9 protein-coding genes and 1 tRNA gene are annotated in these 12311 nt (G+C 72.5%); 8 read left to right on the top strand and 2 right to left on the bottom strand.

Features of this window, described 5'->3' with window-relative positions; all coding sequences use genetic code 11:
* Positions 1–28 precede the first annotated feature (28 nt).
* From sucC to AB0F04_RS02675, 3 genes are all read left to right on the top strand, one after another.
* Positions 29–1159 (top strand): ADP-forming succinate--CoA ligase subunit beta, encoded by a 1131-nt coding sequence (gene sucC, locus AB0F04_RS02685; RefSeq protein ID WP_362036943.1) that lies wholly within the window; start codon positions 29–31, stop codon positions 1157–1159.
* Positions 1160–1173: 14 nt separating this feature from the next.
* Complete coding sequence (gene sucD, locus AB0F04_RS02680; RefSeq protein ID WP_362036941.1) at positions 1174–2055, top strand: succinate--CoA ligase subunit alpha; 882 nt, start codon at positions 1174–1176, stop codon at positions 2053–2055.
* A 200-nt stretch (positions 2056–2255) separates the two neighbouring features.
* Positions 2256–3797 carry an aldehyde dehydrogenase family protein gene (locus AB0F04_RS02675; protein WP_362036939.1) on the top strand — a complete coding sequence of 514 codons (1542 nt, stop codon included), beginning with the start codon at positions 2256–2258 and terminating at the stop codon, positions 3795–3797.
* 147 nt (positions 3798–3944) lie between these two features.
* On the opposite strand, the gene AB0F04_RS02670 is transcribed toward AB0F04_RS02675, so the two are convergent.
* Complete coding sequence (locus AB0F04_RS02670) at positions 3945–5276, bottom strand: DUF2254 domain-containing protein (protein ID WP_362036937.1); 1332 nt, start codon at positions 5274–5276, stop codon at positions 3945–3947.
* Between the two features lie 142 nt (positions 5277–5418).
* On the opposite strand from AB0F04_RS02670, the gene AB0F04_RS02665 reads away from it, so the two are divergent.
* Positions 5419–5503, top strand: a tRNA-Leu gene (locus AB0F04_RS02665).
* A gap of 78 nt (positions 5504–5581) precedes the next feature.
* On the opposite strand, the gene AB0F04_RS02660 is transcribed toward AB0F04_RS02665, so the two are convergent.
* On the bottom strand, positions 5582–7297 hold the full coding sequence (locus AB0F04_RS02660) for a helix-turn-helix domain-containing protein (protein WP_362036935.1): 1716 nt from the start codon (positions 7295–7297) through the stop codon (positions 5582–5584).
* 306 nt (positions 7298–7603) lie between these two features.
* Here AB0F04_RS02660 and AB0F04_RS02655 point away from each other — a divergent pair, with 306 nt between their 5' ends.
* The 4 genes from AB0F04_RS02655 to AB0F04_RS02640 are packed head-to-tail and all read left to right on the top strand — an operon-like array spanning position 7604 to position 12222.
* The gene (locus AB0F04_RS02655; protein WP_362037329.1) at positions 7604–9352 is read left to right on the top strand and encodes an FAD-dependent monooxygenase; all 1749 of its coding nucleotides are present in this window, start codon (positions 7604–7606) and stop codon (positions 9350–9352) included.
* A gap of 45 nt (positions 9353–9397) precedes the next feature.
* A complete protein-coding gene (locus AB0F04_RS02650; RefSeq protein WP_362036933.1) occupies positions 9398–10267 on the top strand; it encodes a dioxygenase in 870 nt (289 codons plus the stop codon).
* Positions 10264–11370 carry a maleylacetate reductase gene (locus AB0F04_RS02645; protein ID WP_362036931.1) on the top strand — a complete coding sequence of 369 codons (1107 nt, stop codon included), beginning with the start codon at positions 10264–10266 and terminating at the stop codon, positions 11368–11370. Before AB0F04_RS02650 ends, AB0F04_RS02645 begins: the two co-directional genes overlap by 4 nt.
* Positions 11371–11379: 9 nt before the next feature.
* Positions 11380–12222 (top strand): NAD(P)H-binding protein, encoded by an 843-nt coding sequence (locus AB0F04_RS02640; RefSeq protein ID WP_362036928.1) that lies wholly within the window; start codon positions 11380–11382, stop codon positions 12220–12222.
* Positions 12223–12311 lie beyond the last annotated feature (89 nt).

The raw sequence follows: 12311 nt of genomic DNA, 5'->3' as shown, positions 1-12311 counted from the left end.
CGTGCGGCACTTTCAGTCAGGAGCCGAAATGGACCTGTACGAACACCAGGCAAGACAACTCTTCGAAGAACACGGCATCTTGGTGCCGAGGGCCGAGGTGGCCGACTCGCCCAGGAAGGCGCGCGAGATCGCACGCCGGCTCGGCGGCCGGGTCGTGGTGAAAGCCCAGGTGAAGACCGGTGGGCGGGGCAAGGCTGGCGGTGTGAGGATCGCCGCCGACCCGGCCGCCGCCGAGCTGACCACACGCCGGATCCTCGGCATGGACATCAAGGGACACACGGTCGGCACGGTCATGCTGGCCCAACCGGTGGACATCGAAACCGAGTTCTACGTGTCCTACGTTCTCGACCGCGCGGCGGGCCGCTTCCTCGCGATCGCCTCCGCGGAGGGCGGCATGGAGATCGAGGAGGTCGCGGCCACCCGTCCCGAGGCCGTGGCCCGTGTCCCCGTCGACCCAGCCGAGGGAGTCACCACCGCGAAGGCGGGGGAGATCGCCGAGGCGGCCGGACTGCCGCAGCAAACCGTGGACGTCCTCGTACGCCTGTGGGAGGTCCTGGTCCGTGAAGACGCCCTCCTGGTCGAGGTCAACCCGCTCGTCCGCACGAAGGAGGGCCGGATTCTGGCCCTCGACGGCAAGGTCACCCTTGACGACAACGCCCGCTTCCGGCAGGCACGCTGGGGCGCGGACGACACGGAGCACGACGACGCGCTGGAGGCGGCCGCCGCGGCGAAAGGCCTCAACTACGTCAAGCTGGACGGTGAGGTCGGCATCATCGGCAACGGCGCCGGTCTCGTCATGTCGACCCTGGACGTGGTCGCGGGATGCGGCGCGCGACCTGCCAACTTCCTCGACATCGGCGGTGGAGCGAGCGCCCGCGTCATGGCGGACGGCTTGTCGGTCATCCTCTCCGACCCGGACGTGAAATCCGTTTTCGTCAACGTCTTCGGCGGGATCACGGCCTGTGACGCGGTCGCCGACGGCATCGTGCAGGCCCTGGAATCCGTGCGGTTGACCAAACCGCTGGTCGTCCGTCTGGACGGCAACAACGCGGCACGGGGCCGGGCCATCCTCGACGAGCACGCGCATCCGCTGGTCCAGCAGGTCACCACCATGGACGGCGCCGCCGCCCGTGCCGCCGAACTCGCCACCACGGCCTGAGGAGAGGGAACGCCATGGCCATCTACCTCACCAAGGAGAGCAAGGTCCTCGTCCAGGGTATGACCGGCGGCGAGGGCATGAAGCACACCCGGCGCATGCTCGCGGCCGGCACGAACGTCGTCGGCGGCGTCAACCCGCGCAAGGCCGGCCGCACCGTCGACTTCGACGACCGGGCCGTACCGGTCTTCGGCTCCGTCGCCGACGGCATGCGCGCCACCGGAGCCGACGTCACCGTCGTCTTCGTCCCACCCGCCTTCGCCAAGGCGGCCGTCGTCGAAGCCGCCGACGCCGGCATCGGCCTCGCCGTCGTCATCACCGAGGGCATCCCCGTCCACGACTCCGTCGCCTTCACCGCGTACGCCGAGGACAAGGGCACTCGCATCGTCGGCCCCAACTGCCCGGGCCTCATCACCCCCGGCCAGTCCAACGCGGGCATCATCCCAGCCGACATCACCAAGCCGGGCCGCATCGGGCTGGTCTCCAAATCGGGCACGCTGACCTACCAGCTCATGTACGAGCTGCGCGACATCGGCTTCTCCACCTGCGTCGGCATCGGCGGCGACCCCGTGGTCGGCACCACGCACATCGACTGCCTCGCCGCCTTCCAGGACGATGCCGACACCGAACTGATCGTTCTCATCGGCGAGATCGGTGGCGACGCGGAGGAGCGTGCGGCGGCGTACATCCGCGAGCACGTCACCAAACCCGTCGTCGGCTACATCGCCGGTTTCACCGCACCCGAGGGCAAGACCATGGGGCACGCGGGCGCGATCGTGTCCGGCTCCTCCGGCACGGCCGCCGCGAAGAAGGAGGCCCTGGAGGCGGTCGGGGTGAGCGTGGGCAGCACACCGACCGAGACGGCGAGGCTGGTGCTCGCCCGACTCGAAGGGCGCTAGCCGAGCCACCACCCTGTGCTTGCGCGATGCGTAGGGCGGCCCGCCGGCCGGGCCGCCACCGTGTGTTTGCGCGATGCGTAGGGCGGCCCGTCAGCCGGGCCGCCACCGTGTGCTTGCGCCACGCGCCGGACGGCCCGTCAGTGGGCCATCAACAACGCCCCTCCCCGCCCCCGACTGTGCACCGAGAGCGGAGCAACCCCATGGCACCCACCCTCACCCTCAAGACCGGCACGTCCTGGCCCGACGCGTGGCAGCGCTGTCTCGCCGTCGCACCCGAGGCCTTCCGTGACGACCGGGTCCTCAACCTCTGGAACGGCACCTGGCAGCAGGACGGACGGGTTCTGCCCGCCGTCAGCCCGGTCGACGGCAGCCCGATCGCAGGCCCGCCCCGCCTGGACGGGACCACCGCACACCGGGCGGTGTGCGCCGCACTCGACCAGCACCGCGCCTGGCGACACCTCCCCCTGGAGGAGCGCCGGGCCCGGGTCGCGGCCACCCTCGACGCCCTCACCGAACACCGCACGCTGCTCGCGCTTCTGCTCGTCTGGGAGATCGGCAAGCCCTGGCGGCTCGCCCAGGCGGACGTCGACCGGGCCATCGACGGGGTCCGCTGGTACGTCGACGGCGTCGAACCGATGCTCGCCGGCCGGTCTCCGCTGGAGGGCCCGGTATCCAACATCGCGAGCTGGAACTACCCGATGAGCGTGCTCGTTCACGCATTGCTGGTCCAATCACTGGCAGGCAACGCGGTCATCGCCAAGACCCCGACCGACGGCGGTGTCGCCTGTCTGACCCTGGCCTGTGCCCTCGCCGCCCGCGAGGGAGTTCCGGTGACCCTCGTCAGCGGCAGCGGGGGCGAGCTGTCCCAGGCGCTGGTGCGGGCGCCCGAGATCGGCTGCGTCTCCTTCGTCGGCGGCCGCGACACCGGCGCCGCCGTGGCCACAGCCGTAGCCGACCTCGGCAAACGACACGTACTCGAACAGGAGGGACTCAACACCTGGGGCATCTGGAACTTCTCGGACTGGGACGCCTTCACCGCGGTGATCCCCAAGCTCTTCGACTACGGCAAGCAGCGCTGCACGGCGTACCCGCGCTTCGTCGTCCAGCGGCACCTGTTCGACGCGTTCCTGGCGGCGTACCTCCCGGCGGTGCGCACGCTCAGGGTCGGGCATCCGCTCGCCGTGGAGCAGCCCGACGACCCGTACCCTGAGCTGGACTTCGGGCCGGTGATCAACGCGGCCAAGGCGAAGGAGCTGCAGGATCAGGTCGCCGTGGCGATCGAACGCGGCGCCGTACCGCTGCACCGCGCCACACCCGACGACGCCCGCTTCCTGCCCGGCCAGGACACCTCCGCCTACGTCCAGCCGGTCACGCTCCTCAACCCGCCCTCGTCCTCCCCGCTGCACCACGCGGAGCCGTTCGGCCCGGTCGACACGATCGTCCTGGTCGACACGGAGGCGGAGCTGCTGGCCGCGATGAACGCCTCCAACGGCGCGCTGGTCGCCACGCTGTCCACGGACGACCGGGCGACGTACGAGCGGCTCGCCCCGCACATCCGCGCGTTCAAGGTCGGCCACGGCACGCCTCGCTCCCGGGGCGATCGCGACGAGCTGTTCGGGGGGCTCGGCGCGTCCTGGCGCGGCGCGTTCGTCGGCGGCGACCTGCTCGTGCGGGCGGTGACTCGAGGACCGCAGGGGGAGCGGCTGCCGGGAAACTTCCCGGAGTACCAGCTGCTGCCCTGACGCAGGGGGGCGCGTCCGGCGCCGGTCCCCCGCGGGGTTCGCGATGAGGGGGGCCGGCGTCGGACGCCGGAGCGGTCCGAGGGCCGGCAGAGGGCCGGTACGTGGGTGCGGCCCGACGTGGCGCGGCCCAGCGCTTCGAGACGTCGCTCAGCCGATGCCCTGCCGGTCCGGGCGCAGGGCGAAGTCCCGGTCCGGCACGGTCGCCGCCGCGAGATCGACGGCCTGCCGGAGCAGTTCGCGATGGCGCAGCAGCGGCTCGCGGCGCTCCGGCGGCGCGAGCAGGAGCAGGTCGTCGAGACCTGCCAGCATGCGCCGGGAGACCTGTGGGCTGCCGATGGCGCACCCCCGTGCCTCGGTGAACCCGAGATCCACCAGCTCGGTCCAGCCGGGCACGGGCTGCACCAGCCGCACCGCACCGGCCCGGTCCCGGTGCAGGGCGGCGTCCAGCGGGCGCCGGCTCAGCGCGGCCAGGAACTGGACGATGCGGTCCAGCGCCTGGACGGCGGTCGTCGGATCGTTGACCGCGGGGGACAGGCCGCGCAGCGCGATGTCGGACAACTGCCGCAGCCCGAAACCGAGATCCTGGTGGTAGGTCCGCTCCACCCCCACCGAGATCGCGTGGCGCAGCGCCCGGCGCGGCGGTACCGGCCCGCCGTGCACCGCCAGCACGGGCATGCCGGGCACCATGAAATCCCCGATCCGAGGAATCAGCCGCAGCACGACCCCGTGCTTGCGCGCCGCCCGCACCAAGCGCGCGATGTGCACGTCCCGCAGCACCCCGGCCCGGCCTTCGTGCGGCACCCACGCCGTCTCCGCGCCGAGCACCGCGGCCTCCTGCCCGCTCACCGGCACGGGCATCGAGGCGACCACCCGGAACGACTCCGAGGCGATCCGCGCGATCACATGGCTGATCCGCATCAGCCGCAGGGTCGCGTTCACGTACAGCACGAAGAGCAGCAGGCTCAGGGCGACCATGCAGAGCGTGAGAACCGACTGCACCAGAGGCACCGTCGTGACGGCCCGGGGATCGTCGACGGTGTCGAAGCTCGTCAGGACCAGGAGGGTCAGCACGAAGGTCGACAGGAAGACCGCGAAGGTCGCCTTGGTGATCCGGCTCCGCACGAAGAGCCGCACCACGCGCGGGGTGAACTGCCCGCTCGCCATCTGCACGGCCACCAGCGAGATGCTGAAGACCACACCGATGAAGGTCATCATCGCCGAGCCGACCGCGCTCACCACGGCCTTCGCGTCCTCGGCGAACCGCAGCAGCTCGCCGAGCGTGTCGTAGTCACGGTCCTGCCGGAGCGCGTCGACGATGGCCGTGTCGAGTGCCTCGGCCCCCACCCAGACCACGAAGACACTCACCATCGCCGCGGTGGGAGCGAACCAGAACGTGTCGCGCAGATGTTCCCTGAGCGGCGACAGCGCACGCGGTCGAAGCCCGCGCGGGGAGCCCTGCGTAACCATCCAGTCGCTCATGGTGTGACCCTAGACGCATCGGAGCGCAAGGTCCCGGACCCCCGCCAGGCGCACGGAAACGCAGGTGAAAGGCACTCCGAAAGCTTGGTATGGTTGTCCATGTCGCCGCGGGGAACACCCCTGGCACGGCGGCAGGCACCTGGTCCGGGTGGCGGAATGGCAGACGCGCTAGCTTGAGGTGCTAGTGCCCTTTATCGGGCGTGGGGGTTCAAGTCCCCCCTCGGACACAGAACAGATCAGCTCGGGCGGGTCGAGATCTTTCTCGACCCGCCCGAGCTGTTGTGTATCGCCCCCGGGCCGAGGGATCAGCGCCGGTACCCCCGCAGCTTGCGGTACAGCGTCGCCCGGCCGATCCCCAGCGCGGTCGCCGCGCGCGCCTTGTTGCCGCCGTGGCGGCGCAGCGCCTCCAGGATCGCGGCCCGCTCGGCATGTTCCATCGGGCTGAGCGGACGAGTGGCCGGTCCTTCCCGGACGGCGTCCGGCAGCTCCGCCCGGCGGACCGGCCCGGACACCCGCCGGTGCTCCGCGATGGCCCGTACGACATGGGCCAGCTCGGTGACGTTGCCGGGCCACGGGTACCGTTCCAGCGCGTGCAGGGCGTCCAGGGTCCAGGTCAGCGGGGGCTGCCCGGGTGCGGGGCGGGGAGTGAGGACCGGCAGGAGTTCCCGTACGTCCTCGGAGCGTTCCCGGAGCGGTGGCAGGGTCACCGAGCGGGCCGACAGTTTGTCCAGCAGGCGCTGCAGGCAGGGGCCGACGGGCGAGCCGGGTGTGTAGGTGATCAGCAGCCGGGTGTCCGGGTGCTGGTCGAGCAGGGAGTTGAGCGCGGCCACGCCGGGCTGCGCGAGGCGCTCGGCGTGCCGGAGCAGGAACGGGCGATCGGAGCGCCACGCGGGCAGGGCCTGGTCGAGGCCGGTGTCCCGCGCTGCGTCGGCGACCTGGACGGGGCCCGGCCCGAACAGCTCCCGCGCCAGCGCGGACTTGCCGGTACCGCGCTCACCGGTGAGCAGCAGCGGCTCCCGGGAGCGGGCCAGTTGCACGGCCCGCCCGACGGTGTGCCGCCAGGGGACCGAGGAGCCGGTCAGGGCGACCGGCGGGGACGAGGCCGAGGCCTTGGGAGCCGGATCGTCGAGCGGGTCCAGGGCGGCCAGGATCCCGATGGTCCTGCCGTCCACACGCACCGGAGTGACGCGTGCGGTGCACCCGGCTCCCTCCGGCAGCTCCGCGTAGCCCGTGACGTCCGATCCCCGCGCGTGGAGCGCCGTACGCTCCAGCACCCCGAGTACTTCGGGCGTCACCAGTCGCTGCGCCGCCTCACTGACCAGCCGGTTGCGGCCGTCGAGTGCCGTCACGGCCCGGTCCGGCCCCCGCGCCGCCCGCACATAGGCGTCCAGCAGCACCGATTCGTCCCACCCGGTCCGTGCCCGCAGTTCCGTCTCGATCGCCGTGACCGTCGCCTCGGCGAAGGCCGCCTGCGGGTGCGGGGTTCCGGCGGCGCACAGGGGTGTCGCGACGGTCAGGGTGCCCAGCACCTGACCGCTCTCCGGCCCGAGCACCGGGACGCTGACCGCTGACACGTCCTGCCACCGGTCGAGGAAGTGCTCGGGACCGTGCACCTCGGCCCGGCCCCGGGTGCGCACGGCGAGTGCCGCGCTGTTGTTGCCGACCTCCTGCTCCGACAGGACGGGGCACGTGCCGAACCCCGGTGCGCTTCCCGCCTTCCACAGCACACGCAGTCGCTCGTCGGTCAGGACGAGCAGCGCCCCGCCCCCGCCCAGTGCCGGGACGATCCGGTCGAGCACCGGCCGGGCGACGCCGAGCAGCGTCGGCTCCCCGGTGAGCGGGGGGCCTGCCGCCGGCTCCGCCAAGTCGTGGGGCACGCCGAAGAATCGCGCCCGCCGCCACGCCGCGACGACCTCCTCCGGCACGCCCCGGGGCAGCGGACGCCCCGACAGGAACCGCTCGCGGGCCAGGCGCAGCGAGGGCCGGGCGGTGGCTGTGGGGGAAGGGTCTGTGGTGGTCACGGCACGGCCCACCGTAGCGGGTTCGGTTGAACAGGAAACAACTGCGGTCCGGGTGCCGCCTTGGCAGGCGCCGCGGTGCCCCGTCATGGAGGAACAGGTGCCGTCTTCGCAGGCTCCGCGGTGCCCCTTCATGAGAGGAACCGGCGCCGCCCTTCGCAAGCTCCGCGCTGCCCGGTCGTAAGGAACCGGCGCCGCCCTTCGTCGGGATCCGGTGTCTCGTAATGAGACACCCGCGCGCGGCCGGAGCACTCCATGATCATGCACGTCCCGCAACCGTCGCCCGACCCCTTCTCGCAGGAGCGCCGCATGGCCACCGTCGTCCAGACCGACGTCCTGATCGTGGGCAGCGGCCCGGCCGGTGCCGCGGCCGCGCTGGCCCTGAGCACCTACGGCGTCCCCAACATCGTCGTGACCCGCTACGCGCGCCTCGCCGACACACCCCGCGCACACATCACCAACCAGCGCACCATGGAGGTGCTGCGCGACCTCGGCGTCGAGCAGGAGGTCGTCGCGCAGGCCACCCCCCAGCACCTGATGGGCAACACGACCTTCTGCACCAGCCTGGCGGGCCAGGAACTGGGCCGGGTGCGCTCATGGGGCAACGACCCGCTCGTGCAGGCCGAGCACGAACTCGCCAGCCCCACCCGCATGTGCGACATGCCGCAGCACCTCATGGAGCCGGTCCTCGTGAACGCGGCCGTCGCTCGCGGCACCCGGCTCCGCTTCGAGAACGAGTACCTCTCCCACACCCAGGACGCCGACGGCGTCACCGCCACCGTCCGCGACCGGCTGCGCGGGGACACGTACGAGATCCGCGCCAAGTACCTGATCGGCGCCGACGGCGGACGGTCGAAGGTCGCCGCGGACGCCGGGCTGCCGATGGACGGCCGGATGGGCGTGGCCGGCAGCCTCAACATCGTCTTCGAGGCGGACCTGAGCAAGTACACCGCCCACCGCCCCTCCACCCTCTACTGGGTCCTCGCCCCGGGCGCGACGGTCGGCGGCATCGGCGCCGGCCTGGTGCGCTGCGTGCGCCCCTGGAACGAGTGGCTGATCGTCTGGGGCTACGACGTGAGCGCCGGCGCCCCCGACCTGACGACCGAGTACGCCGAGTCGATCGTCCGGAAGCTCCTCGGCGACGACGACATCCCCGTGACCATCACGTCGTCCTCGGCGTGGACCGTCAACGAGATGTACGCGCAGACGTACGCGAACGGCCGGGTCTTCTGCGCCGGTGACGCCGTCCACCGGCATCCGCCGTCCAACGGTCTCGGCTCCAACACCTCGATCCAGGACGCCCACAACCTCGCCTGGAAGCTCAAGCTGGTCCTCGACGGCACCGCCCACCCCCGGCTGCTCGACAGCTACACCGCCGAACGCGCCCCCGTAGGGCGGCAGATCGTCACCCGCGCCAACCGGTCCATCCGCGAGACCGCCCCGGTCTTCGAGGCCCTCGACGGGCTCTCCCCGCAGACCCCCGAGCAGCTCTGGGCCAACATCGCCGCCCGCAAGGACGCCACCGAGGCCGCCGAGAAACAGCGGGAGAAGCTGCGCGAGGCGATCGCCTTCAAGGTCTACGAGTTCAACGCACACGGCGTCGACCTCAACCAGCGCTATCCGGCGGAGGCCTCCGCCGCCATCGTCCCGGACGGCACGCCCGACCCCGGCTTCAGGCGTGACCCCGAGCTGCACCACCAGCCGTCCACCCGGCCCGGCGCCCGGCTCCCGCACGCCTGGATCACGAGCGGCACCCGCACGCTCTCGACCCTCGACACCGTCGGCCGGGGCCGCTTCACCCTGCTGACCGGCATCGGGGGCGAGGGCTGGGTGCGGGCGGCCTCTGCCCAGGACATCGAGATCGCCACCGTGGTGATCGGCCCCGGCCAGGAGTACGAGGACCCCTACGGCGACTGGGCGCGCCTGCGTGAGACCTCCGACGCGGGCGCCCTCCTCGTCCGCCCGGACGGCTTCGTCGCCTTCCGTCACGCGTCCATCGCCCCGGACGCCGGGAAACTGCTCGCGGACGCGCTGCGGCGCATCCTCGGGCACGGGTGAGCGCGCCATCATGGAAGAAGCGGACGCCGACGACGAGGAGCCGGGATGACCACCGAAGCGACCAGGGCCGGCGTCACCGAGCAGGTCCTTGCCGGCCTGCGCGGGACCGCCGACCCGCGGCTGCGTGAACTGCTCACCGGCCTGGTCCGCCATCTGCACGACTTCGCGCGCGAGACCCGACTCACGCAGGAGGAGTGGGAACGGGCGATCGCCTTCCTGACGGCGACCGGCCGGGCCTGCACCGACACCCGGCAGGAGTTCATCCTGCTGTCGGACGTGCTGGGCCTGTCCATGCTGGTGGAGACCCTGAACGGCGACCGCGCGGCAGGGACCACCGAATCGACCGTGCTGGGCCCCTTCCACATGACCGAGTCGCCGCCGCGCGCGCTCGGCGACGACATCGACCTGGTGGGCGGCGGTGAGAGGTGCGTCGTCAGCGGCCGGGTGCGGTCCGCGGACGGCACCCCGCTGCCCGGCGCCGTCGTCGACGTCTGGCAGGCCGACGACCAGGGCTACTACGACGTCCAGCAGCCCGGCGTCCAGCCCGCGGGCAACGGACGCGGGCTGTTCACCGCCGACACCGGGGGCCGCTTCTGGTTCCGCACCTGCGTCCCGGCGGCGTATCCGATCCCCACCGACGGTCCCGTGGGCGAGCTGCTGCGCGCGACCGGGCGGCACCCCTACCGCCCCGCGCACATCCACTTCATCGCCGCGGCCCAAGGCCACATACCCGTCACCACGCACATCTTCGTGGCCGGCGGCGACTACCTCGACTCCGACGCGGTGTTCGCCGTGAAGCAGAGCCTCGTCCAGGACTTCACGGTGACCGACGACCCGGCCCTGGCCCGGGAGTTCGGCGTGGAGAACCCCTTCCGCCACGCCTGCTTCGACCTCGTGCTGGAGCGGACCGCATGACGTTCCAGGACGAGTTCAGCTACGAAACCCGGCCCCAGCGGGTGGTCTTCCGGCCCGGCGCGGCCGTCACCGCGACCCCGGGCGAGGCGGCGCGCCTGGGTCTCGGGCGGCTGCTCGTGGTGTCCGGCAGCCGGGGCGAGCGGGTGGCGCGGGCGGTCGCGGACGCGCTCGGCGACAGCTGCGCCGGGCTGCACGCCGAGGCGCGGATGCACGTGCCCGTCGAGGACGCCGACCGGGCCGTCGCAGCCGTCCGGGCGGCCGGGGCGGACGGCTGCGTCGCGGTCGGCGGCGGCTCGGCGATCGGGCTCGGCAAGGCGATCGCCCTGCGCACCGGACTGCCGCTGATCGCCGTACCGTCCACCTACTCGGGCTCCGAGATGACCCCGGTGTGGGGCCTGACCGAGCAGGGCACCAAACGCACCGGCCGCGACCCGGTCGTCCAGCCCCGCAGTGTCGTCTACGACCCCCGGCTCACCCTCTCCCTGCCCGTGCAACTGACCGTGACCAGCGGGATCAACGCACTCGCGCACGCCGTCGAGGCGCTGTACGCCCCGGACGTCTCACCGCTGGTGACGGTCATGGCCGAGGAGGGCGTCCGGGCGATGGCCGGGGCGCTGCCGCGGCTGGCCACCGACCCGGCGGACCTCGACGCGCGCAGCCGGGCGCTGTACGCGGCATGGCTGTGCGGCGCGTGCCTCGGCGCGACGACCATGGGGCTGCACCACAAGTTGTGCCACGTCCTCGGCGGCAGCTACGGCCTTCCCCACGCCGAGACCCACACCGTCGTGCTGCCCCACGCCCTCGCCCACAACGCCCCCGCCGCCCCGGAGGCGTTGACGGTCCTGCGCCGCGCCCTCGGCACCGACGACGTGCCCCGCGCCCTGTGGGACCTGGCCGGCCGCCTGGGCGCCCCGCGCTCCCTGGCCGAACTCGGCCTCACCGAGGCCGACCTCACCCCGGCGGCGACCCGGACCGCGGGCGAGCCGTACGCCAACCCGCGTGAGGTGACGGCGGAGGGGGTTCGCGGCGTACTGCTCACGGCGTACGAAGGAGGGCCGCCCGACTCCGGCTCGCGGACAGAAGGTGACCGCAAGCGTTCCTAGGGTCGTGGCATGACTCAGACGCAGAAGATCCTCGTCACCGGCGCCACCGGAACCGTCGGCCGTCAGGTCGTCGCCGAACTGCTCGACCGGGGGCACGAGGTGCGTGCCCTCACCCGTGACGCGGGGAAGGCCTCCTTCCCGCAGGGCGTCGAGGTCGTCGAGGGCGACCTGACCGAGCCGGACGGCCTGGCACCGGCTCTGGACGGCGTCACCGGCCTCCACCTGATCACCTTCGGGGGCGCCGCCTTCAGCCCGTTGGAGACCGGCCCCCGGATCCTGGAGCTGGCCCGCTCCGCCGGTGTCCGGCGCGTCACCGTGCTGCACGGCGGGGGCCCCACCCCGCTGGAGGACGCGGTGCGTGCCGCCGACGGAGTGGACTGGACCGTGCTGATGCCGGTCGAGTTCATGGCCAACGCCCGGGAGTGGGCGGACGGGATCGTGGCCGCGGGCGAGGTGCGGGAGCCGTTCGTCGACCGGCTGAGCGCCATGGTCCACGAGGGCGACATCGGGGCCGTCGCCGCGGTCGCGCTCACGGAGGAGGGACACGGCGGACAGGAGTACGTGATCACCGGGCCGGACGTGCTCACCGTCGGCGACAAGGTGAAGACGATCGCGGCGGCCGCCGGCCGGGACATCACCCTGATCGAGCTGACCGAGGAGGAGGCTCTCGCGGGGTGGCGGGCGGCGGGCCTGCCGGAGGACGTCATCGGCTTCCTGCTCATGGCGTACGGGAACACCCCCGAGGTGGGCCGCACGGTCTCGGACACCGTGGAGAAGGTCACGGGCCGGCCGGCGCGCACCTTCGCCGGGTGGGCCGCCGAGCACGCGCGTCTCTTCGGGGGACGCTCGTGACTGTCTCGTATTGAGACACCCGTACCCGGGCCCGGCCCGTCAAGATCGACAAGGGGGTGTGACCGCAGCAAGGTGCGGCCGTCGGCATG

The organism is Streptomyces sp. NPDC029041 (assembly GCF_040637515.1).
Taxonomy (GTDB): domain Bacteria; phylum Actinomycetota; class Actinomycetes; order Streptomycetales; family Streptomycetaceae; genus Streptomyces.
The sequence above is the reverse complement of the archived record's forward strand: the minus strand, read 5'-3'. Positions and strand labels throughout refer to the sequence as shown.